Origin of the sequence: Streptomyces sp. DH24 (assembly GCF_029813775.1) — a bacterium.
In the GTDB taxonomy this organism is placed as follows: Bacteria; Actinomycetota; Actinomycetes; order Streptomycetales; family Streptomycetaceae; genus Streptomyces.
On record NZ_JARVKW010000004.1, the window covers coordinates 140,952 to 162,466 of the forward strand.

Annotated in this window: 19 protein-coding genes and 1 pseudogene; 8 read left to right on the top strand and 12 right to left on the bottom strand. The window is 73.3% G+C overall.

Annotated features, from left to right (window positions below):
* Nucleotides 1-14: 14 nt before the first annotated feature.
* Nucleotides 15-785: a CDP-alcohol phosphatidyltransferase family protein gene (locus QC282_RS04555; protein ID WP_279547873.1), complete on the bottom strand. Its 771-nt coding sequence runs from the start codon at nt 783-785 to the stop codon at nt 15-17.
* Between the two features lie 109 nt (nt 786-894).
* On the opposite strand from QC282_RS04555, the gene QC282_RS04560 reads away from it, so the two are divergent.
* The 5 genes and pseudogenes from QC282_RS04560 to QC282_RS04580 form a co-directional block, all read left to right on the top strand.
* Nucleotides 895-1,869, top strand: coding sequence for a zinc-binding alcohol dehydrogenase (locus QC282_RS04560; protein WP_279547874.1), 975 nt, complete (start codon nt 895-897; stop codon nt 1,867-1,869).
* Nucleotides 1,870-2,012: 143 nt separating this feature from the next.
* Nucleotides 2,013-2,411, top strand: a complete 399-nt coding sequence (locus QC282_RS04565) for a 6-carboxytetrahydropterin synthase (RefSeq protein ID WP_279547875.1) — start codon at nt 2,013-2,015, stop codon at nt 2,409-2,411.
* 11 nt (nt 2,412-2,422) lie between these two features.
* Nucleotides 2,423-3,589 carry a glycosyltransferase family 4 protein gene (locus QC282_RS04570; RefSeq protein WP_279547991.1) on the top strand — a complete coding sequence of 389 codons (1,167 nt, stop codon included), beginning with the start codon at nt 2,423-2,425 and terminating at the stop codon, nt 3,587-3,589.
* Nucleotides 3,586-4,635, top strand: coding sequence for a class I SAM-dependent methyltransferase (locus QC282_RS04575; protein ID WP_279547876.1), 1,050 nt, complete (start codon nt 3,586-3,588; stop codon nt 4,633-4,635). Before QC282_RS04570 ends, QC282_RS04575 begins: the two co-directional genes overlap by 4 nt.
* A 281-nt stretch (nt 4,636-4,916) precedes the next feature.
* A pseudogene (locus QC282_RS04580) lies at nt 4,917-5,648 on the top strand (YbhN family protein); the annotation flags it as partial.
* Nucleotides 5,649-5,761: 113 nt separating this feature from the next.
* On the opposite strand, the gene QC282_RS04585 reads toward QC282_RS04580, so the two are convergent.
* Nucleotides 5,762-6,550 (bottom strand): creatininase family protein, encoded by a 789-nt coding sequence (locus QC282_RS04585; protein WP_336621059.1) that lies wholly within the window; start codon nt 6,548-6,550, stop codon nt 5,762-5,764.
* 39 nt (nt 6,551-6,589) lie between these two features.
* Here QC282_RS04585 and ribA point away from each other — a divergent pair, with 39 nt between their 5' ends.
* Nucleotides 6,590-7,246: a GTP cyclohydrolase II gene (gene ribA, locus QC282_RS04590; protein WP_279547877.1), complete on the top strand. Its 657-nt coding sequence runs from the start codon at nt 6,590-6,592 to the stop codon at nt 7,244-7,246.
* Nucleotides 7,247-7,292: 46 nt separating this feature from the next.
* Here ribA and QC282_RS04595 read toward each other — a convergent pair whose 3' ends face one another.
* The 3 genes from QC282_RS04595 to QC282_RS04605 form a co-directional block, all read right to left on the bottom strand.
* Nucleotides 7,293-8,522, bottom strand: a complete 1,230-nt coding sequence (locus QC282_RS04595) for a serine hydrolase (RefSeq protein ID WP_279547878.1) — start codon at nt 8,520-8,522, stop codon at nt 7,293-7,295.
* A 166-nt stretch (nt 8,523-8,688) separates the two neighbouring features.
* Nucleotides 8,689-10,035: an MFS transporter gene (locus QC282_RS04600; RefSeq protein ID WP_279547879.1), complete on the bottom strand. Its 1,347-nt coding sequence runs from the start codon at nt 10,033-10,035 to the stop codon at nt 8,689-8,691.
* A gap of 200 nt (nt 10,036-10,235) precedes the next feature.
* Nucleotides 10,236-10,901, bottom strand: coding sequence for a TetR/AcrR family transcriptional regulator (locus QC282_RS04605; RefSeq protein ID WP_279547880.1), 666 nt, complete (start codon nt 10,899-10,901; stop codon nt 10,236-10,238).
* Between the two features lie 153 nt (nt 10,902-11,054).
* Here QC282_RS04605 and QC282_RS04610 point away from each other — a divergent pair, with 153 nt between their 5' ends.
* Together QC282_RS04610 and QC282_RS04615 are read left to right on the top strand one after the other, a co-directional pair.
* A complete protein-coding gene (locus QC282_RS04610; protein ID WP_279547881.1) occupies nt 11,055-11,939 on the top strand; it encodes a shikimate dehydrogenase in 885 nt (294 codons plus the stop codon).
* A 14-nt stretch (nt 11,940-11,953) separates the two neighbouring features.
* A complete protein-coding gene (locus tag QC282_RS04615; protein ID WP_279547882.1) occupies nt 11,954-13,750 on the top strand; it encodes a bifunctional sugar phosphate isomerase/epimerase/4-hydroxyphenylpyruvate dioxygenase family protein in 1,797 nt (598 codons plus the stop codon).
* On the opposite strand, the gene QC282_RS04620 is transcribed toward QC282_RS04615, so the two are convergent.
* The 7 genes from QC282_RS04620 to QC282_RS04650 are packed head-to-tail and all read right to left on the bottom strand — an operon-like array spanning nt 13,737 to nt 21,201.
* Nucleotides 13,737-15,203 carry a membrane-associated oxidoreductase gene (locus tag QC282_RS04620; RefSeq protein ID WP_279547883.1) on the bottom strand — a complete coding sequence of 489 codons (1,467 nt, stop codon included), beginning with the start codon at nt 15,201-15,203 and terminating at the stop codon, nt 13,737-13,739. The genes QC282_RS04615 and QC282_RS04620 overlap by 14 nt on opposite strands.
* Nucleotides 15,204-15,249: 46 nt before the next feature.
* Nucleotides 15,250-15,843, bottom strand: a complete 594-nt coding sequence (locus QC282_RS04625) for a histidine phosphatase family protein (protein ID WP_279547884.1) — start codon at nt 15,841-15,843, stop codon at nt 15,250-15,252.
* Between the two features lie 6 nt (nt 15,844-15,849).
* Nucleotides 15,850-16,728: a phosphogluconate dehydrogenase (NAD(+)-dependent, decarboxylating) gene (gene gnd, locus QC282_RS04630; protein WP_279547885.1), complete on the bottom strand. Its 879-nt coding sequence runs from the start codon at nt 16,726-16,728 to the stop codon at nt 15,850-15,852.
* Between the two features lies 1 nt (nt 16,729).
* Nucleotides 16,730-18,382: a glucose-6-phosphate isomerase gene (pgi, locus tag QC282_RS04635; RefSeq protein ID WP_279547886.1), complete on the bottom strand. Its 1,653-nt coding sequence runs from the start codon at nt 18,380-18,382 to the stop codon at nt 16,730-16,732.
* Nucleotides 18,375-19,310, bottom strand: coding sequence for a glucose-6-phosphate dehydrogenase assembly protein OpcA (gene opcA / locus QC282_RS04640; protein WP_279547887.1), 936 nt, complete (start codon nt 19,308-19,310; stop codon nt 18,375-18,377). The genes pgi and opcA overlap by 8 nt, the downstream gene beginning before the upstream one ends.
* Nucleotides 19,307-21,007 carry a glucose-6-phosphate dehydrogenase gene (zwf, locus tag QC282_RS04645; RefSeq protein WP_279547888.1) on the bottom strand — a complete coding sequence of 567 codons (1,701 nt, stop codon included), beginning with the start codon at nt 21,005-21,007 and terminating at the stop codon, nt 19,307-19,309. The genes opcA and zwf overlap by 4 nt, the downstream gene beginning before the upstream one ends.
* Entirely contained in the window at nt 21,004-21,201 is a 198-nt protein-coding gene (locus QC282_RS04650) for a hypothetical protein (protein ID WP_279547997.1), read from the bottom strand. The genes zwf and QC282_RS04650 overlap by 4 nt, the downstream gene beginning before the upstream one ends.
* Nucleotides 21,202-21,515: the final 314 nt, after the last annotated feature.

Below are 21,515 nucleotides of genomic sequence, written 5' to 3' on the forward strand. Positions count from 1 at the left end.
GTCCGCAACGTCGGTCAAGGGGCGGCCGGTTGGGGCCGCTCTGCCACGGCCGCGCCCCCCGGCGTCCGCGCGGTCCGCGACGCCCGCCGCAGCCACAGCACGTCACGGCCGAACGACCACACCAGCAGCGCCAGCGCCAGCGCCGCGACCGTGCCGTTCACGGCGTGCGGCAGCAGTCGCGCGCCCGCCAGCAGCAGGAGTACGCCCTGCAGCGCGGCCACCGTCTTGCGGGCCGTGCTCGGTGGCAGCGGGGCGGTCAGCCACGGCCACACCAGGGCCGCCGCGACGAACGCATACCGCATACCGCCGATCAGCAACACCCACGGCCCCAGCTCCATGGCCACGTACACACTGAGCACCAGGATCAGGAACGCGTCGACCTCCATGTCGAAGCGGGCGCCCAGCGGCGTCGACGTGCCCGTGCGGCGCGCCACCTTGCCGTCCACGCCGTCGAGGACCAGCGCCACCGCCGTCAGACCGACGAACAGGGACACCGGCGGCGAGTCCTGGAAGGAGTCCGCGACCAGCGCCGTCACACCGCCGACCAGCGTGGCCCGCCCCAGCGTGACCCGGTTGGCCGGGCCGAACGAGCGCGGCCGGGAACGGCGCAGGGCCCGCGAGAGCACCGCCCAGGTGGCGAACGCGAACGCGAGACCGGTCAGCCAGCCCGCCGGGCCCATCCCGATCGCCGTGCCGATCAGGGCCAGCAGCAGGACCTGTACACCCGCCCCCACGGCGGTCTCCTGCTGGACGAGCCTCGCGTCGTACGTGTTGTTCAGGGCCACCGAACACCCTCCGGCCGTGTGACAGAGTCGATCAGCGCCGCTGCCTCGTGAGCGGCCTGTGCACCCTCTCGGTACGTGAGCACCTTCCCGATCGTTCAGGAGGAATCCGATGAGCCGCACCGCACGCGCCTTCTGGCTCGACTCGCCCGGCCGAGGCGTGATCCGGGACGTGGACCTGCCGGAACCCGCCGCCGGCGAGGTGCAGGTGCGCGCCCTGTACTCCGGAGTGAGCCGCGGCACGGAGACCCTCGTCTTCCGTGGCGGCGTCCCCGTGAGCCAGTACGCGGCGATGCGGGCGCCGTTCCAGGAGGGTGATTTCCCCGGCCCGGTGAAGTACGGCTACCTCAGCGTCGGCGAGGTGGAGCGGGGACCGGCGGACCTCGTCGGCCGTACGGTCTTCTGCCTGTATCCGCACCAGACCCGGTACGTCGTCCCGGCCGCCGCCGTCACCCCCGTGCCGGACACGGTGCCCGCCGCGCGGGCCGTGCTCGCCGGCACCGTGGAGACCGCCGTCAACGCCCTGTGGGACGCGGCGCCCCTGGTCGGCGACCGGATCGCCGTGGTCGGCGGCGGCATGGTCGGCTGCTCGGTCGCCGCGCTGCTCGCCCGTTTCCCCGGCGTACGCGTCCAACTCGTGGACCCCGAGCCGGCCCGCGCCGACGTGGCCGCGGCCCTCGGTGTCGGCTTCGCGTCCCCCGAGGACGCCCTCGGCGACTGCGACCTCGTCGTCCACGCCAGCGCCACCGAACGGGGCCTCGCCCGCAGTCTGGAACTGCTCACCGCCGAGGGCACCGTCGTGGAACTGAGCTGGTACGGCGACCGGAAGGTGACCCTCCCGCTCGGCGAGGCCTTCCACTCCCGGCGGCTCGTCATCCGCGGCAGCCAGGTCGGCACGGTCTCCCCGGCCCGCGCGAACCGGAGTTACGGCGACCGGCTCGCGCTCGCCCTCGACCTGCTCACCGACCCGGCCCTCGACGCGCTGGTGACGGGGGAGTCGGCGTTCGAGGACCTGCCGGAGCTGCTGCCGAGGCTCGCCGCCGGGGAGATCCCCGCCCTGTGCCACCGGGTCCGTTACCGGGGCTGAGGTGTTCGGGCGGGGGCCGAGTGGTCCGACCGGGCGGAAGACGTGGCGGGCGCTGAACAAGGGAAGGAAGCCAGCCGTACTACTCGGCATCCCCCGTGGTGATCAGTGGGGGGCCAGACGCGCCGCACCTGGAGGGTCGTCCGTTGTTCAGCATCACCGTCCGCGATCACATCATGATCGCCCACAGCTTCCACGGCGAGGTCTTCGGCCCCGCGCAGCGGCTGCACGGAGCCACTTTCCTGGTCGACGCCACGTTCCGGCGCGAGCAGCTGGACGAGGACAACATCGTCGTCGACATCGGCCTCGCCACCCGGGAACTCGGCGCGGTCGTCGGTGAGCTGAACTACCGCAACCTCGACAACGAGCCCGACTTCGCCGGCGTCAACACCTCCACCGAGTACCTGGCGAAGGTGATCGCCGACCGGCTCGCCGAACGCATCCACAAGGGCGCCCTGGGCGAAGGCGCCAGGGGCATCGCCGGTCTCACCGTCACCCTGCACGAGTCGCACATCGCCTGGGCGAGTTACGAGCGTGCCCTGTGACCGGCGCGACCATCGACCGGGCCGGGCCCACCCGCGCCCCGGCGCGGGCGACCGGTCCGGGGAACGGCGGCATCATCCCCATGTCCCTGCGCACCGTGCACTTCGTGATGCCGGGCGGCGTCGACGACCCGGCCGCGCCCAGCGGCGGCAACGCCTACGACCGGCGCGTCTGCCTCGACCTGCCCGGCTTCGGCTGGCAGCCGCGGGCGCACCCCGTGCCCGGCGACTGGCCACGCCCGGCACCGGCCGCCCGCACCGAACTCGCCCGCACCCTGCGGGAGTTGCCGGACGGTGCCGTCGTGCTGCTGGACGGCCTGGTGGCCTGCGGCGTCCCCGAGATCGTCGTCCCCGAGACGGGGCGGCTGCGCGTCGCGGTGCTCGTGCACCTGCCGCTCGGCGACGAGACCGGACTCCTGCCGTCCGTGGCGGCGGGACTCGACGCCCGGGAACGCGCCGTGCTGCGGACGGTCCCGGCCGTCGTCGCCACCAGCGACTGGGCCGTACGCCGCCTCGTCGCCCACCACGGCCTGGACCCCGACCGCGTCCACGTCGCCGCGCCCGGCGCCGACATCGCGCCCCTGGCGCCCGGCACCGACGGGGTGTCGCGGCTGCTGTGCGTGGCCGCGGTGACGCCCCGCAAGGGACAGCACCGGCTGCTGCGGGCGCTGGCCGCGGTGGCCGACCTGCCCTGGACGTGCGTCTGCGTCGGCGGGCTCGGCCAGGACCCCGAGTACGTCGCCCACCTGCGCACGCTCGTCGAACGGCACGGCCTGACCGGCCGGTTCGAGCTGGCCGGACCTCGCACCGGTGCCGCGCTCGACGCCAGTTACGCCGCCGCCGACCTCATGGTCCTCGCCTCGTACGCCGAGACGTACGGCATGGCGGTCACCGAAGCACTCGCACGCGGCATCCCCGTGCTGGCCACCGACGTCGGGGGCCTGCCCGAGGCGCTCGGCCGCGCGCCCGACGGCGGGGTGCCCGGCATCCTCGTCCCGCCGGAGGACCCCGCGGCCCTCGCGGCCGAACTGCGCGGCTGGTTCGGGGAGACGGACGTACGGCGCCGGCTCAAGGCCGCCGCCCGCGGCAGGCGCGCCGCCCTGCACGGCTGGGCGACGACGGCGCGGAACCTGGCCGGAGTACTGCGCAGGCTGCCGGCCGATCCCGGGAGGGCGGCATGAGGAGAGCGGCGCCCGCACAGCGGGACGGTGACACGGTCCCCGCACCACCGACGGGCCCCCGGGAGGAAACCCGGGACGAGGAACGGGACCGCTCGCCGGGACCCGCGGCCGTCGTCCCCGGCGCCGGGTCCACGGCCGTCGTCCCCGGCGCCGGGCCCGTCACCCGGCCCGGTGAGCGGCCCACCGTGCGGCTGCGGGAGGACGGTCCAGGCGACGCCCCCCGTTACGCGCCCGAGTGGCTTCGGCTGCGGGAGGGGCCGGACGCGGCGGCGCGGTCGCAGGACCTGCTCGACCCGTTGCGGAGCCGGCTCGCCGGCCCACCCGGCCGCGGCAGCGGTCTGATCGTCCACGACCTCGGCTGCGGCACCGGCTCCATGGGCCGCTGGCTCGCACCCCGCCTGGACGGCGCCCAGCACTGGGTCCTGCACGACCGCGACCCCCACCTCCTGCACTTCGCGGCCGCCGCCGCACCGCGCGCCGCCGCCGACGGCCGCCGCGTCACCGTCGAGACCCGCCACGGCGACATCGCCCGCCTCACCCCCGGCGCCCTGGCCGGCGCCTCCCTCGTGACGGCGTCCGCGCTGCTCGACGTCCTCACCCGCGAGGAGACCGGCACCCTCGCCGCGGCCTGCGCGGGAGCCGGCTGCCCCGCGCTGCTCACGCTCTCCGTCGCCGGACGGGTCGACCTCACCCCGTCCGACCCGCTGGACGCGCGGCTGACCGAGGCGTTCAACGCCCACCAGCGGCGGTCGGGCCTGCTCGGGCCCGACGCGGTCACGGCGGCCCGCGACGCGTTCACCGCGCACGGTGCCACGGTGCGGCTGCGGCCGAGCCCTTGGCGGCTCGGCCCCGGCGAACGGGCCCTGACCGGGCAGTGGCTGCGCGGCTGGGTCGCCGCCGCCGTCGAACAGCGCCCGGACCTCCGGGCACCTGCCGACTCCTACCTCGCACGCCGGCTCGCGGCGTGCGAGGCGGGGGAGTTGAGCGTCGTCGTCCACCACACCGACCTGCTGGCCCTGTGCCGTCCGACGGGCGGAACGCCGTGAACGGGCAGGCCGTCCGCACGCCGGGCGAGTACGCCCCGCCCGTGACACGCCCACTCCACCCCGCCGACCGGGCGGAAGCGGCGGCAGGGGCGGCCTGCCGGGCGGTCGACCGCGCGACGGACCGGGACCGGGGCGGGGGCGGCGTGTGCGTGCCACGCCGGGCGGCGGCACCGGCCGGGACGGCCCGCACGCGTCCCACCGCGCGACGTCTGCGCACCCACCTCGGCACCCTCGCCGGTGTCGTCATCCTCGGCGTGTTGTGCCGGCGGCTCGGTACCGGTGTGTTCCTGGACGGGCTGCGGCGGATCGACGCGGTGACGGTGTCCGTGGCGCTCGGGATCGGGGTCGTCACCACGGTGTGCAGTGCCTGGCGGTGGACCCTCGTGGCGCGGGGTCTGCGCATCCGGCTGCCGCTCGGCCGGGCCGTCGCCGACTACTACCGCTCCCTCTTCCTCAACGCCGCCCTGCCCGGCGGTGTCCTCGGCGACGTCCACCGGGCGGTGCGTCACGGCCGCAGCGCCGGTGACCTGGGCCGCGGCGTGCGCGCCGTCGTCCTCGAACGGGCCGCCGGACAGCTCGCGCTGGGCGCCGTCGGCGCCGTGGTGCTGCTGACCATGCCCTCACCCGTCCTGGCCGGCGCCCGGCACGCCGCCCCGCTCGTGGCGCTCGGGACACTGGGCGCGCTCGCCGTCGTCCTCGCTGTCCGCAGGAACCGGGCGCCGGCCCGCCGCGCCCGCGCCACCCCGCGCAGCACGCTCGGCGAGGCCCGCGAGGCACTGCTGTCGCGCCGCAACTGGCCCGGCGTCGTCGTGTCGTCCGTCGTCGTGCTGGCCGGACACCTGGCGATGTTCGTGGTCGCGGCCCGCGTCGCCGGCTCGTCCGCGCCCGTCGCCGTGCTGCTGCCGATCGCGGTGCTGGCGCTGCTGGCGATGGGGCTGCCGCTGAACGCCGGCGGCTGGGGCCCCCGGGAGGGCGTCACCGCCTGGGCGTTCGGCGCGGCCGGGCTCGGCGCGGGCAGCGGCCTCACGGTCGCCGTCGTGTACGGGGTGCTGAGCTTCGTGGCGGGGCTGCCCGGCCTCCCCGTACTCGCCGCCCGCTGGTACGAGGGCCTGCGCCGCGCCGACGGTCACGGGCCGGCCGGAGCCGCATCACCTGAGGACGTCAACAGCGAGAAATACGCGCCGAAGGAATCCGCGAGGCTCGCCAGGAGTTTCCTGCCCTTTTCCGCGGAGCCCAGTGAAGGACGGCCTATGACACCCGAATCGGTATAGGCCGACATACCGAGGGTGAGGAGATGACGCCGGTCGTCGGCGACGAAATCGGAGGTCTCGTAACCGGGCCGGACGAATTCCGGATGAGCGTGCAGAAGGATGGAGGTCTCGATTTCCCCCGCGTGCATGTCGGTGAGCAGCGACGTGGCCACCCGGGCCCGCCGCCGCGCCGCCTCCCAGTCCTCCGCGGCCGGGAACAGCGCCATCCGCTCGCCGCGCGCGCCGGACTCCTGAACGACGTTGCCCAGTACGTAGTTGCCGCCGTGCCCGTTGACCAGCACCAGCACGTCGACGCCGGACCGGCGCAGTGAGGCCCCCATGTCCCGTATCACCGCGTGAAGGGTCACCGAGGAGATGCTGACGGTCCCCGGCCAGGCGGCGTGTTCGTGCGAGCAGGAGACCGTCACCGGAGGAAGGAGGTGCACCGGGTACGCGGCGGCGATCTCCCTCGCTATCGCGCAGGCCACGAGCGTGTCCGTCGCCAGCGGCAGGTACGGGCCGTGCTGCTCGAAGCTCCCCACCGGCAGGACCGCGACCTGCGTGCGGACGCCGGCGCCCCGCGCCCGGACGTCTTCGGTGGTGTCCGCCGGCACCGGACCGTGCGCCGGACCCTGCGTCGCCGGCCGCGTTCCCGAACCAGTCATCTTTTCACGGCCTTTCGTCTCTGTTGAGGAACTCGGATCATGACAGAAAACCTTGGTGTCATCGGCAAGAAGTCAGCACCGCGCTCGGGCGTCGAGCGCGTCGTGAACGCCCCGTTGCCCACGGTGTTCGGAGAATTCCAGGCGGTCGGTTACCTCGACCACGACCGCGGTGACGAGCAAGTCGCGCTGGTGCACGGGAACATATCGGGTGACGTGCTGACCCGGCTGCATTCGGAGTGCCTGACGGGAGACGCGTTCGGCTCGCGGCACTGCGAGTGCGGCGACCAGCTCTCCTCGGCGCTGCGCGCCGTCGTCGCCGAAGGCAGCGGCGTCGTCGTCTACTTGAGGGGGCACGAGGGCCGCGGCATCGGCCTGCTGGCCAAGCTGCGCGCGATGGCGCTGCAGGCGGAGGGCCTGGACACCGTGGAGGCGAACCTCGCCCTCGGCCTGCCGGTGGACGCCCGCGACTACGGCGTCGCCGCCCGCATCCTCGACGACCTGGGCGTGCGGTCCGTCCGCCTGATGTCCAACAACCCGCGCAAACGCGAGGCGCTGGTCCGCCACGGCATCCAGGTCGCCGAACAGGTGCCCCTGCTGATCCCGCCGTGCGAGAACAACATCACCTACCTGCGCACCAAACGGGAACGCCTGGACCACCACCTGCCCCATCTGGACGCGGTGGCCCACTGGTCGTGACACCGGACCGGGCCGCACGGGCCCGCGCGGCCCGTGCGCCTCCCGGTCAGCCCGTGACCGCCTCGTGCACCAGGCGTTTCAGGTCGCGGAAGACCGTGTGCGAGGACTTCGGGCGGACCTGCGTCATGAACTGCACGGTGAGGTCGCGGCCCGGGTCGACCCAGAAGGTCGTCGTCGCCACGCCGCTCCAGCCGTACGTGCCGAGGCCGGACGGTTCCTGGGTGCGGGAGGGGTCGATCACCACGGAGACGCCGAGACCGAAGCCGACGCCCTCGTTGCCGGGTTCGTCGTGCGCGGGGCGGCTGCCGACCGCGCGCAGATCGGCGCCGCCGGGCAGGTGGTTGGACGTCATCAGGTCCACGGTGCCCGGCGCGAGGAGACGCACGCCGTCGAGTTCGCCGCGGCGGCGCAGCATCTCCATGAAGCGGTGCATGTCGTACGCGGAGGCCACCATGCCGCCGCTGCCGGACAGGAACCGCGGCCGGCCGTGCAGCGGCAGCCCCGGGACCGGCATGATGCCGCCGCCGTCGGTCTCCCCGTACAACTCGCCCAGCCGTGCGGCCTGTTCGTCGGTGACGTGGAAACCGGCGTCCGGCATGCCCAGCGGCCCGAAGACCCGCTCCGCGAGGAACACGTCGAGGGGCTGCCCGGAGACCACCTCGATCACCCGGCCGAGGACGTTGCTGGCCACCGAGTAGTTCCACTGGGTGCCGGGGTCGAACTGCAGGGGCAGGCTCGCGTACACCTCCATCGTCCGGGCCAGGTCCTTGCCCGGCGGCACCGACGACTCCAGGCCCGCCGCGCGGTAGAGCGCGTCGACCGGGTGGGTGTGGTAGAAGCCGAAGGTCAGGCCCGCGGTGTGGGTCATCAGGTGGCGTATCAGGATGGGCCCTGCGGCGGGCCGGGTCCTGACGTCCGGGCCGGACCCGTCCTCGTACACCCGGGCGTCGGCGAAGACCGGCAGGTGCCGGGCGAGCGGGTCGTCGAGCGAGAGCCGGCCCTCCTCGATCAGCGTCAGCGCGGCGACCGCGGTGACCGGCTTGGTCATGGAGTAGATCCGCCACAGCGTGTCCGGCTCGACGGGCAGCCCGGCCGCGAGGTCGCGGCGGCCGTGCGTCGTGAGGTGGGCGACCCGGCCGCCGCGGGCCACGGCCACCAGGAAGCCGGGCAGGCGGCCCTCGTCCACCGCCTGGGCGAAATGCCGGTCCAGGCGGTCCAGCGCCTTCGCGTCGAGACCCACCTCATCCGGGTCCACCTGTTGTCGCAGCTGTGCCATCGCTCTCCTCCGTCACCATCTCGAGGTGCGCTCCGGCATACCCGCGCGCGGGCGCCCTCAGACCTCATCGTCGCGCAGGAAACGGCAGAAACGGCAGACGGGAGCCCCTGGAGGCCGTGATCGCCTCCAGGGGCTCCGGTGCGCGCGCGGCCGTCGGGCCCGGACGTCAGACGGTGACCTTCTCCGGCCGGGACACCTCGCGCGGCGCCCGCTCGCCGAGCCGCTCCGTCGGGATCCGGTGGGTCTCCCGCGCCGTCAGGGCCGCGACGACCGGCGGGACGCACAGCGCCGCCGTGAACAGGGCGACCGCCGACCAGTCGTCGCCGTCCGGACCGGCGATCCGCGCGGCGAACGTGACCGCGAACCCGGCCACCGCGAAACCGATCTGCGTGCCGATCGCCATGCCGGACAGCCGGACCCGGGTGGAGAACATCTCGCCGTAGAAGGCGGGCCACACACCGTTCGCGGCGCTGTAGACGACACCGAACGTCACGATGCCGAGCAGGAACGTCAGCGGATACGAGCCGGTCGAGATCGCCCACAGGTACAGGAACATCGTCACCGCGCTGCCCACCGCGCCGATCAGGAACACCGGCCGCCGCCCGACGCGGTCGGACAGCGTCGCCCACAGCGGGATCGCGGCCAGCGCGACCAGGTTGGCCAGCGCGCCCACCCACAGCATCGCGGAGCGGGACATGCCCACCGAGTCGCTCGTCGCGTACGCCAGCGCCCACACCGTGAAGATCGTGCTGACCGAGGCGATCAGCGCGCCCGCGACCACCCGCAGCACGTCGGCCCAGTGCTCGCGCATCAGCACCACCAGCGGCATCTTCGGCACGTTCCCGGTGGCCGCCTGCTGCTCGAACGCGGGCGTCTCGTCCAGTGTGCGGCGGATGACGTAGCCGACGACGGCGACCGCGACGCTCATCCAGAACGGGATCCGCCAGCCCCAGGACAGCAGGTGCTCCTCGGGCAGCGCGGCGACGGGGATGAACACGAGCGTGGCGAGCAGCTGGCCGCCCTGGGTGCCGCTGAGGGTGAAGCTGGTGAAGAAGCCCCGCCTGCCCGGTGGCGCGTGTTCGAGGGTCATGGAGTTGGCGCTGGCCTGCTCACCGGCCGCCGAGATGCCCTGCAGCACGCGGCACAGCACCAGCAGGACCGGGGCGAGCGTGCCGACCTGCGACCGGGTCGGCAGACAGCCGATCAGGAACGTCGACAGGCCCATGAGGATCAGCGTGAACACCATGATCTTCTTGCGGCCGAGCCGGTCGCCGACGTGCCCCAGGAACAACGCGCCGAGCGGGCGGGCCGCGTAGGCGACACCGAACGTGGCCAGCGACAGCAGGGTCGCGGTGGCCGGGTCGGACTCGTCGAAGAAGACCTCGGGGAAGATCAGCGCCGCGGCGCTGCCGTAGATGAAGAAGTCGTAGTACTCCAGGGCGCTGCCGATCCACGCGGCGGTGGCGGCTTTCCTCGGCTGCCCGGGCGGGGCGGCGGGGGCGGGGACGGACACGGCTTTGCTCCTTCGGGGGACTCCACCGTAGGCGGAAGGGCGCGGAGGGGAGAAGTGCCGGATCCCTGGGGTGCTGGGTCGGCCGCGCCGGGCGCGACCCGGCTAATGAACCCACTGGGTAGTTACTAGTGGTTGGGTAGGGATGTTGCGCCCGTGTTTCCCGCCTGTCAAGGGGTCGTGCCGGAGTCGGCCGGAGGCGCTCAGTCCGCGGCGCGCGGCGCGGTCAGGTAGGCGATCACCATGTCGCCGAGCATGGCGCGGTAGTGCTCCCGCTGGGCGGGGTCGACCAGGTCGCGGCCGAACAGCGCGCCGAAGGTGTGCCGGTTGGAGACCCGGAAGAAGCAGAACGCGCTGATCATCGCGTGCAGGTCGACGGCGTCCACGTCCGCCGTGAACAGGCCGGACTCCTGCCCCGACGCCAGGATGCGGCGGATCACGTCGAGGGCCGGCGAGCCGATGCGGCCGAGCTCCTCCGAGCCGGCGATGTGCGCGGCGCCGTGGATGTTCTCGATGCTGACCAGGCGGATGAAGTCCGGGTGCTGCTCGTGGTGGTCGAAGGTCACCTCCGCGAGCCGCCGGATCGCCGCGACCGGGTCCAGGTGGTCCACGTCGAGCTGCTGCTCGGCCTCCCGGATCACGCCGTACGCCCGCTCCAGGACGGCCGTGAACAACTGCTCCTTGCCGCCGAAGTAGTAGTAGATCATCCGCTTCGTGGTGCGGGTGCGGGCGGCGATCTCGTCCACGCGGGCCCCGTCGTAGCCGGCCCGGGCGAACTCCTGCGTCGCGACGTCGAGGATCTCGGCCCTGGTGCGGGCGGCGTCACGGATGCGTCCGCCTTGTCGTGCCGGTTCGTCGACGCTGGTCATCGGGTTCCTTCGGCTGCGGGCGGGGGCCAGTGCCGGTGATTGTAGAAGCCCGGGGGGCGGGCCGGTGCCGGAGAGGTCTTCCCAACCGCCGGGTCCTGCTGCTATCACTAACGTACTGGTTCGTACATTAGTGAGCTGCTCAGGAGGCGCCCGGTGGGCAAGGACTCGTATCTCGTCGGACTGATCGGCTCCGGCATCGGCCCGTCGCTCAGCCCGGCGCTGCACCACCGGGAGGCCGGCCGGCAGGGCCTGCGCTACCTGTACCGGATCATCGACATCGACACGCTCGGCGTGCCGCCCGAGGCCGTCGGCGACCTGGTGCGCGCCGCCCGGGACCTCGGCTTCGACGGGCTGAACATCACCCACCCGTGCAAGCAGCTCGTCATCGAGCACCTGGACGCCCTCGCCCCGCAGGCCGAGGCGCTCGGCGCGGTCAACACCGTCGTCTTCGAGGACGGCCGGGCGGTCGGCCACAACACCGACGTCACCGGGTTCGCCGCCTCCTTCGCGCGCGGTCTGCCCGACGTGCCGCTGGACCGGGTCGTGCAGCTCGGCGCGGGCGGCGCGGGCGCGGCCGTCGCGCACGCCGTGCTCACCCTGGGCGCCGGCCGGGTCACCGTCGTGGACGCGCTGCCCGAGCGGGCCACTGCCCTCGCCGACGCGCTGAACGCCCACTTCGGCCCGGGCCGCGCCGGTCCGGCCGGCCCCGAGCTGCTGGCCGACCTGCTCGCGAAGGCCGACGGCGTCGGCGGCCTCGTGCACGCCACCCCCACCGGCATGGCCGCCCACCCCGGCCTGCCGCTGCCCGCCGAACTGCTCCACCCCGGGCTGTGGGTCGCCGAGGTGGTCTACCGGCCGCTGGAGACCGAACTGCTGCGCACCGCCCGCGCCGCCGGCTGCGCCGTGCTCGACGGCGGCGGCATGGCCGTCTTCCAGGCCGCGGACGCCTTCCGCCTGTTCACCGGCCGGGAGCCCGACAGCGCCCGCATGCTCGCCGACTTCGCGGAACTCGCGGGCCCCGCCCGGGCCCTGCGGTAGAGAGAGGTACCGCCGTGCGTACGTCCATCGCCACCGTCTCCCTCAGCGGATCGCTCACCGAGAAGCTCACCGCCGCCGCCCGGGCCGGCTTCGACGGCGTGGAGATCTTCGAGAACGACCTGCTGGCCAGCCCGCTCACCCCCGAGGAGGTCCGCGACCGCTGCGCCGACCTCGGCCTGACCGTCGACCTTTACCAGCCGGTGCGGGACGTCGAGGCCGTGCCCGAGGACGTGTTCGCGGACAACCTCAGGCGCGCCCGACACAAGTTCGAGCTGATGCGCCGGCTCGGCACCGGCACCGTGCTGGTGTGCTCCAGCGTCTCCCCGCTCGCCGTGGACGACGACGCGCTCGCCGCCGAGCAGCTGAGCCGGCTCGCCGACCTGGCCCAGGACCACGGCGTCCGGGTCGCCTACGAGGCGCTCGCCTGGGGACGGCACGTCTCCACCTACGACCACGCCTGGCGCATCGTGGCGGACGCCGGGCATCCCGCGCTCGGCACCTGCCTGGACAGCTTCCACATCCTGTCCCGGGGCTCCGACCCCAGGGGCATCGAGGAGATCCCCGGCGACAAGATCTTCTTCCTCCAGCTGGCCGACGCCCCGCTGCTCGCGATGGACGTCCTGCAGTGGAGCCGGCACTACCGCTGCTTCCCCGGACAGGGCGAATTCGACATACCGGATCTCGTCCGCCGTGTACTGCATACCGGATACGACGGCCCGCTCTCGCTGGAGGTCTTCAACGACGTCTTCCGGCAGGCCGAGGCCGGCCCGACCGCCGTCGACGCCCACCGCTCGCTCCTCGTCCTGCAGGAGGCCGTCGGCACGGCGGACCTGCCCGTGCCGGTCGTCCCCACCGGCGTCGCCTTCGCCGAACTCGTCACGCCCGACACCGCACCCCTGACCGCGCTGCTGCGCGCCCTGGGCTTCGCCCGCACCGCACGGCACCGCGGCAAACCCGTCGACCTGTGGGAGCAGGGCGAGGGCCGCATCCTCGTCAACACCGGCCCGGCCGTGCGCCGCGGCGGCAGCAGGCTCGCCGCGATCGGCCTGGAGTCGCCCGACCCGGCCGGCGCCGCCCGCCGCGCCGAGGCCCTGCACGCCCCCGTCCTGCCGCGCCGCCGCGGCCCGCGCGACGCTCCGCTCGACGCGGTCGCCGCCCCCGACGGCACCGAGCTGTTCTTCTGCGCGCCGAGCAGCCCCGAACTGCCCGGCTGGCGCGCCGACTTCGCCGCCGTCGAGCACGACCCGGCCGCACCGGACGTGACCGGCATCGACCATCTGTCCCTCACCCAGCCCTGGCACCAGTTCGACGAGGCGGCCCTCTTCCACCGCGGGGTCCTCGGTCTGCGCGCCCAGCAGAGCGTCGACGTCGCCGACCCCTACGGCCTGCTGCGCAGCCGCGCCGTCACCGGCCCCGGCGGCGGTGTCCGCATCGCCCTCACCGTCGGCGCCGCACCCACCGACGACACCGTGCACGCCCAGCACATCGCGCTGGCGACCGGCGACGTCGTGGCCGCGGCCCGCCGCTTCCGGGCGGCCGGCGGCCGGCTGCTGCCCATCCCCGCGAACTACTACGACGACCTCGCCGCCCGCTTCGACCTGCCCGAACAGGAGCTGCGGACGTACCGCGAGCTGGGCATCCTCTACGACCGGGACGCCCACGGTGCCTTCCGGCACTGCTACACCCACACCGTGGGCCGCGTCTTCTTCGAACTCGTCCAGCGCGACACCGGATACCGCGGCTACGGCGCCCCGAACGCGCCGGTGCGGCTGGCCGCCCAGCACGCGGTGCGGGCCGTCACGAGCGGCTGACGGTGCGCGTCACGCCCGCGAGGACCGCGGTGGCGAGGATCCAGCCCGTGATGACGAGGACGTACGACAGGACCTGGCGCCAGCCGTCGGGTGCGAACGCCGCCTCCTGGCCGAAGGAGATCACCGGCAGCAGCAGGTCGAGCGTGTAGAACACCGGGTGGAAGTCCGGCGCCTCGGACGCCTTCAGGGCCCTCGGGTGGTCGAGGGCGTAGGCGACGGAGCCCGCGGTCAGCAGGGACAGCAGCCAGCCGGCGGCGCGCAGCGGCCGGAAGCCGTAGCCGACGGTGGCGTCCTGCACGACTCCCCACAGCCGCGCGTACCACGGCAGGGTGCGGCGGTGCCGGCGCTGCTTGGCCAGCTGCACCAGGCGGGCCGCGTCGTCGTCCCCGATGCGGCGGTAGGCGGCGGCCAACTGCTCGTAGGCGTGCGGGACGTAGCCGTCGCGGTCCCGTTCCAGCATCGGCAGGCGGCGCGCGGCCGGCTCGTGCGGGGTGAGCGTGGTGTAGCCGAGGCCGTTGAGCAGCACCTGGTCGGGTGCCGTGTCGGGGTCAAGGAACAGCACGTCGACCTGTGAGCGGCGCAGGTTGAGGGCTCCCTCGACGGCGGGGCCCCGGCGCAGCCACAGTTCGCCGATGGTGGCACTGGAGGCCCGCAGCGCCGTGCCGCCCGGGTTGGACAGCCGGGTGTACGACAGGTCCAGCCGGCCGGTGACGCGGGTGCCGCGCAGGCCGACCCAGCCGCGCACGTCCGCCTTCCGCATCAGCAGGTCGCCCTCGACGGCGAGCGTCTCGGCGTCGACGGCGCAGCGCCCCGGGTTGCTCAGCTCCGCGTCGTTGAGGTTCACCGAGCCGGTGATCTTGGCGCCGTTGAGCCGGAGCGGCCCTTCGGCGCGCAGCCCGGGTGCCCACAGATCGGCGCCGACGACGGCCTGGTTGAGCTGGAGTACCGGCTGCGAGGTGTCCGGGTCGCCGAACGCCGCGCTCTCCAGGTACAGGCTGCCGGAGATCTGCGCCCCGCCCAGCCGCACCTGGCCGAGGAACCGGCAGCGGGTCAGCCGCAGGACGCCGTCCACCGTCACGGCGTGGGCGACGAGGCCGGGCAGGACGGACTCGCTGAGGTTGAGCTCACGGAACCGGCCGCCGTAGCAGCGGGGAGCCTCGTCGAAGTAGCAGTGCCTGATGCGCACGGGCTGGTCGACGGTCGCGTACTGCAGGTCGAGCACGCCGGTGACGCGGGCCCCGGCCAGGCTCAGCGACGGTATCTCCCCGTCCTCTCGGGGGCAGTTGACGAGGAGGTACCTCAGTACCGAGGTGCGCACGGTCCGTTGCGGGCCCCAGCCGGCGCCGTCGGCTGCGTCGTCGTCGTGGGCGGGGTCACGGAAGTCCACGAACTCGCCGCGCGGAAAGGCCCGCCACACCCGCAGTTCGGCCGGTGTCAGATCGTCGGTCTCCATCGTCGGCGACTCTGACCCGGCCGCACCACGGGTGTCAACTGCGGTTTTACGCCTGCGGCCTGATGTTCCACTCCACCACGACGGGCCTGCCGTGCTCCGTCGACAGCCGGTTCAGGGTGCCCGTCTCGATGCGGAACAGCCGGCCCAGCGCGGGCGGCAGGCCGAGACGGCGGGCGGTGAGGACCCGCAGGAAGTGCGAGTGCGCCACGAGGAGCACGTCGCCGTCGTCCAGCGCGGGCACCGCCCGGGACAGGACCCGGTCGGCACGCCGACCGACCTGCTCGGGCGACTCGCCGGGCCGGTCCTCGGGGCCGGGCGGCACGCCGTCGGTCCACAGGTCCCAGCCGGGCCGGTCGCGGCGGATGTCGGCGGTGGTGATGCCCTCGTAGGCGCCGTAGTCCCACTCGTGCAGGTCCCGGTCGACCACGGCCCCGGTCACGCCCGCGAGTTCGGCGGTGCGCCGGGCGCGGGCGAGCGGGCTGGTGAGGACGAGCGAGAAGGGCCGCCCGGTGAGCAGCGGGGCGAGTGACGTCGCCTGGTCCTCGCCGCCCGGGGTCAGGGGCAGGTCGGTCCAGCCGGTGTGCCGGCCCGACCTGCTCCACTCCGTCTCACCGTGGCGGACCAGGACAAGGTCCCCCACGGCGGCCTACTTCGCCGACTCGACGGCGTGGCCGCCGAACTGGTTGCGCAGCGCCGCGATCATCTTCATCTGCGGCGAGTCGTCCTGCCGGGAGGCGAACCGCGCGAACAGCGACGCGGTGATCGCGGGCAGCGGCACCGCGTTGTCGATCGCGGCCTCCACGGTCCAGCGTCCCTCGCCGGAGTCCTGTGCGTAGCCCCGGAGCTTGTCGAGGTGCTCGTCCTCGTCGAGGGCGTTGACCGCGAGGTCGAGCAGCCAGGAGCGGATGACGGTGCCCTCCTGCCAGGAGCGGAAGACCTCCCGGACGTCGGTCACGGAGTCGACCTTCTCCAGCAGTTCCCAGCCCTCGGCGTAGGCCTGCATCATGGCGTACTCGATGCCGTTGTGGACCATCTTGGCGAAGTGCCCGGCGCCGACCTTGCCGGCGTGCACCGAGCCGAAGTCGCCCTCCGGCTTGAGCGCGTCGAAGACCGGCTGCACCTTGGCGACGTTCTCCGCGTCGCCGCCGTACATCAGCGCGTAGCCGTTCTCCAGGCCCCAGACGCCGCCGGAGACGCCGCAGTCGACGAAGCCGATGCCCTTGGCGGCCAGCTCCCCGGCGTGCTTCTCGTCGTCGGTCCAGCGGGAGTTGCCGCCGTCCACGACCACGTCGCCGGGCTCCAGCAGCTCCGCGAGCTCGTCGATCGTGGACTGGGTGGCCTCGCCGGCGGGGACCATCACCCAGACCACGCGCGGCGCGTCGAGCCGTTCGACCAGTTCGGCGACGCTGCCCACGTCGGAGAGGTCGGGGTTGCGGTCGTAGCCGACGACGGTGTGGCCGGCGCGGCGGATCCGCTCGCGCATGTTGCCACCCATCTTGCCCAGACCGATCAGACCCAGCTGCATGTCAGTTCACTTCCTTGAGCGTGCGGTACGCGGCCACGAGGGCGGCGGTGGACGGGTCGAGGCCGGGGACGTCGGCGCCCCCGGTGAGGGCCGGTTCGACGCGCTTGGCGAGGACCTTGCCGAGTTCGACGCCCCACTGGTCGAAGGAGTCGATGTTCCAGATCGCGCCCTGTACGAACACCTTGTGCTCGTACAGCGCGATCAGCTGGCCGAGGACGGACGGCGTCAGCTCGCGGGCCAGGATCGTCGTCGTCGGGTGGTTGCCCCGGAACGTGCGGTGCGGCACCTGCTCCTCGGGCACCCCCTCGGCGCGCACCTCGTCGGCGGTCTTGCCGAAGGCGAGCGCCTGCCCCTGCGCGAACAGGTTCGCCATCAACAGGTCGTGCTGCGCCTTGAGTTCGTCGTCCAGCTCGGCGACGGGGCGGGCGAAGCCGATCAGGTCGGCCGGGATCAGCTTCGTGCCCTGGTGGATCAACTGGTAGTAGGCGTGCTGCCCGTTGGTGCCGGGTGTGCCCCACACCACCGGGCCGGTCTGCCACTCCACGGGCCGGCCCTCGCGGTCCACCGACTTGCCGTTGGACTCCATGTCGAGCTGCTGGAGGTAGGCGGTGAACCTGGACAGGTAGTGGCTGTAGGGCAGCACCGCGTGCGACTGGGCGCCCAGGAAGTTGCCGTACCAGACGCCCAGCAGGCCGAGGATCAGCGGGGCGTTGGCCTCCGCCGGGGCGGTCGTGAAGTGCTCGTCGACGATGCGGAAACCGTCGAGCAACTCCCGGAACCGGTCCGGGCCGATCGCGATCATCAGGGACAGGCCGATCGCGGAGTCGAAGGAGTAGCGTCCGCCGACCCAGTCCCAGAACTCGAACATGTTCGCCGTGTCGATGCCGAAGCCGGCGACCTTCTCCGCGTTGGTCGACAGGGCGACGAAGTGCTTCGCCACCGCCTTCTCCTCGCCGCCGAGACCGGCGAGCAGCCAGGAGCGGGCCGACGTGGCGTTGGTGATCGTCTCGATCGTCGTGAACGTCTTGGACGCCACGACGAACAGCGTCTGTGCCGGGTCCAGGTCCCGGACCGCCTCGTGCAGGTCGGCCCCGTCCACGTTCGACACGAAGCGGAACGTCAAGTCCCGTGCCGTGTAGGCCCGCAGCGCCTCGTACGCCATCGCGGGACCGAGGTCGGAGCCGCCGATGCCGATGTTGACGACGTTCTTGATCGGCCGACCGGTGTGGCCGGTCCACTCGCCGGAGCGGACCCGGTTCGCGAAGTCGGTCATCCTGTCGAGGACGGCGTGGACCTTGGGCACGACGTTCTCGCCGTCGGCCTCGATCACGGCGCCCGCCGGGGCGCGCAGCGCGGTGTGCAGCACGGCGCGGTCCTCGGTGGTGTTGATCCGCTCGCCGCGGAACATGGCGTCGCGCAGCCCGAACACGTCGGTCGCGGCGGCCAGTTCACGCAGCAGGCGCAGCGTCTCGTCGGTGACGAGGTTCTTCGAGTAGTCGATGCGCAGGTCGCCGACGTGCACGACGTACCGCTCCGCGCGGGAGGGGTCCGCCGCGAACAGCTCACGCAGGTCCGGGTGGAGCAGCGGCCCGGCGCGGTGGTCCTCCAGGGCCGTCCACTCGGGGCGCCGGGTGAGCTTGGGGGAGTCAGACATGGGCGGGAGTCTCCTTGGTGGCCTCGCCCCGCAGGGCGACGGCGTACATCTCGTCCGCGTCGAGGCGCCGCAGCTCCTCGGCGATGAGTTCGGAGGTGGGGCGGACCTTCAGGGCGAGGGTGCGCGAGGGCTGGCCGGGCAGCGTCAGCGTGGCCAGCGGGCCCTCGGGGCGGTCGATGATGATCTCGCCGTTCGCGGTGCCCAGCCGGACGGCGGTGACCACCGGTCCCGCGGTCTCGACCCGGTCCACCGGCACGTTCAGCCGGGCCTCCAGCCACCGGGCCAGCAGTTCGGCGCTCGGGTTGTCCGCCTCGCTCTCCACGGCCGCCGAGGTGATCCTCATCCGGGCCTGGTCGAGGGCGGCGGCCAGCATCGACCGCCACGGCGTCAGCCGGGTCCAGGCGAGGTCGGTGTCACCGGGCGCGTACGAGCGGACCCGGGCCTCCAGGGCGTCCAGCGGGCGTTCGACGGCGTACATGTCGGTGATGCGGCGCTGCGCGAGGGCGCCCAGCGGGTCCTTGGCGGGGTTCTCCGGCGCGTCCACCGGCCACCACACGACGACCGGCGCGTCCGGCAGCAGCAGCGGCAGCACCACCGAGTCGGCGTGCTCCGACACCTCGCCGTACATGCGCAGCACGACCGTCTCGCCGGTGCCCGCCTCCGAGCCCACCCGCACCTCGGCGTCCAGGTGGGAGCGGGTGCGGTCGCGCGGGGTGCGGGCGTGCCGCTTGATGACGACCAGGGTGCGCGAGGGGTGCTCGTGCGAGGCCTCCTCCGCCGCCCTGATCGAGTCGTAGGCGTTCTCCTCGTCCGTGACGATCACCATCGTCAGGACCATGCCCACGGCGGGCGTGCCGATGGCGCGGCGGCCCTGCACCAGAGCCTTGTTGATCTTGCTTGACGTGGTGTCGGTCAGATCGATCTTCATGGCCTGCGCCAGCTCCGTCCGTCTCGTGCGAGCATCTCGTCGGCTTCCCGGGGACCCCAGGTGCCCGAGGTGTACTGCGCGGGCCTGCCGTGCGCGGCCCAGTACTCCTCGACCGGGTCGAGGATCCTCCAGGACTCTTCCACTTCCTGGTGACGCGGGAACAGGTTGGCGTCGCCGAGGAGGACGTCCAGGATGAGCCGCTCGTACGCCTCCGGGCTGGACTCCGTGAACGACTCGCCGTAGGCGAAGTCCATCGTCACGTCCCGGATCTCCATGGAGGTGCCCGGCACCTTCGACCCGAACCGCACCGTCATGCCCTCGTCGGGCTGGACGCGGATGACGACCGCGTTCTGTCCGAGCTCCTCCGTCGCCGTCGAGTCGAACGGGGAGTGCGGCGCCCGCTGGAACACCACCGCGATCTCGGTGACCCGGCGGCCCAGCCGCTTGCCGGTGCGCAGGTAGAACGGGACGCCCGCCCAGCGGCGGTTGTCGACGTGCAGCTTGATCGCCGCGTACGTGTCCGTCGTGGAGGCCGGGTCGATGCCCTCCTCCTCCAGATAGCCGCGCACCTGCTCGCCGCCCTGCCAGGCCGGCGCATACTGTCCGCGGACGGTATGCAGTCCCAGGTCGTCCGGCAGCTTCACGGCCCGGAACACCTTCAGCTTCTCGGTGAGCAGCGACGCCGCGTCGAAGGAGGCGGGCTCCTCCATCGCGGTGAGCGCCATCAGCTGCAGCAGGTGGTTCTGGATGACGTCGCGGGCGGCGCCGATGCCGTCGTAGTAGCCGGCCCGGCCGCCGATGCCGATGTCCTCGGCCATGGTGATCTGCACGTGGTCGACGTACGACCGGTTCCAGATCGGCTCGAACATCTGGTTCGCGAAGCGCAGCGCCAGGATGTTCTGGACGGTCTCCTTGCCGAGGTAGTGGTCGATGCGGAACACCTGGTCCGGCTCGAACACCTCGTGCACGATCGCGTTCAGCTCGCAGGCGCTGTCCAGGTCGTGCCCGAACGGCTTCTCGATGACCGCCCGCCGCCAGGCACCCTCGGGCGTGTCCGCCAGCCCGTGCTTCTTGAGCTGCTGGACGACCTTCGGGAAGAACTTCGGCGGCACCGACAGGTAGAAGGCGTAGTTGCCGCTGGTGCCGCGCGAGGCGTCCAGTTCCTCGACGGCGGACCGCAGCTGCTTGAACGCCGTGTCGTCGTCGAAGTCGCCGGGGATGAACCGCATGCCCTCAGCGAGCTGCTGCCACACCTCCTCGCGGAACGGCGTACGGGCGTGCTCGCGGACCGCGTCGTGCACGACCTGCGCGAAGTCCTGGTTCTCCCAGTCCCGGCGGGCGAACCCGACGAGGGAGAAGCCCGGCGGCAGCAGGCCCCGGTTGGCCAGGTCGTACACGGCCGGCATCAGCTTCTTGCGGGACAGGTCGCCGGTGACGCCGAAGATCACGAGCCCGGACGGACCCGCGATCCGCGGCAGCCGCCGGTCGCGCGGGTCGCGCAGCGGGTTCACCCAGCCCGGCGCCCGGACGGCGCCGGCCGTCCCCCCGGCCGCGGCGGGCTGCCCTGCGGCGGGCTGCGGCGCGGCCGAACGTGCGGCGGCGGGCCGCTCGGCGGCGGACCCGGCCCGCCGGCTCCGCGCGGCCTTGGCGGTGCCGGCGGCCCGCGCGGCCCCGGACCCGGTGGACTTCTTGCTCATTCCGCGTCAACTCCCTTGCTGTTGAGGGACTTCGTGACCGCGTCCAGCAGCTCCTGCCACGCCAGCGCGAACTTGGCGACGCCCTCGCTCTCCAGCTGCGCCACGAGTGTGCCGGGGCACGCCCGCCCGAGGGTCCGGTCGCCCGGGAACGACCGCACGAAGGGCTGCGGGCGCGGGGCGTCTTCACCGGTCACGGGGTCACCGTAGCTCCCGGCCGCCCGCTGCGTCAGCCCGTGCCCGGCGTCGATCCGCCGGCGCCGCGGACGCTCGGAACGCCGGGTGTGCCCGTCCGGGGCGACGCGTGCGCACGCGCGCGTGACCGCCTCGCCGGCGTCGCGCGGTGGCCGTATCCGGAATCCGGGCGCGGGTTGTGCAGAAGCTGTGACCGGCATTCCCACGAAGAATTAAGGAAGCGGCAAGTGGCCAGGTCACGGGGCATCTCCCGGCTGCCGTGGCGCTTTTCGTTCGCCTCCTCGACACCTGCGGTTCGCCCGGCGCGCCTGGGATG

Coding starts and splice junctions, on each gene's coding strand:
- QC282_RS04560 (WP_279547874.1), top strand. CDS start 895: ATGAGCCGCACCGCACGCGCCTTCTGGCTCGACTCGCCCGGCCGAGGC.
- QC282_RS04575 (WP_279547876.1), top strand. CDS start 3,586: ATGAGGAGAGCGGCGCCCGCACAGCGGGACGGTGACACGGTCCCCGCA.
- QC282_RS04585 (WP_336621059.1), bottom strand. CDS start 6,550: ATGACTGGTTCGGGAACGCGGCCGGCGACGCAGGGTCCGGCGCACGGT.
- ribA (WP_279547877.1), top strand. CDS start 6,590: ATGACAGAAAACCTTGGTGTCATCGGCAAGAAGTCAGCACCGCGCTCG.
- QC282_RS04595 (WP_279547878.1), bottom strand. CDS start 8,522: ATGGCACAGCTGCGACAACAGGTGGACCCGGATGAGGTGGGTCTCGAC.
- QC282_RS04605 (WP_279547880.1), bottom strand. CDS start 10,901: ATGACCAGCGTCGACGAACCGGCACGACAAGGCGGACGCATCCGTGAC.
- QC282_RS04620 (WP_279547883.1), bottom strand. CDS start 15,203: ATGGAGACCGACGATCTGACACCGGCCGAACTGCGGGTGTGGCGGGCC.
- gnd (WP_279547885.1), bottom strand. CDS start 16,728: ATGCAGCTGGGTCTGATCGGTCTGGGCAAGATGGGTGGCAACATGCGC.
- pgi (WP_279547886.1), bottom strand. CDS start 18,382: ATGTCTGACTCCCCCAAGCTCACCCGGCGCCCCGAGTGGACGGCCCTG.
- opcA (WP_279547887.1), bottom strand. CDS start 19,310: ATGAAGATCGATCTGACCGACACCACGTCAAGCAAGATCAACAAGGCT.
- zwf (WP_279547888.1), bottom strand. CDS start 21,007: ATGAGCAAGAAGTCCACCGGGTCCGGGGCCGCGCGGGCCGCCGGCACC.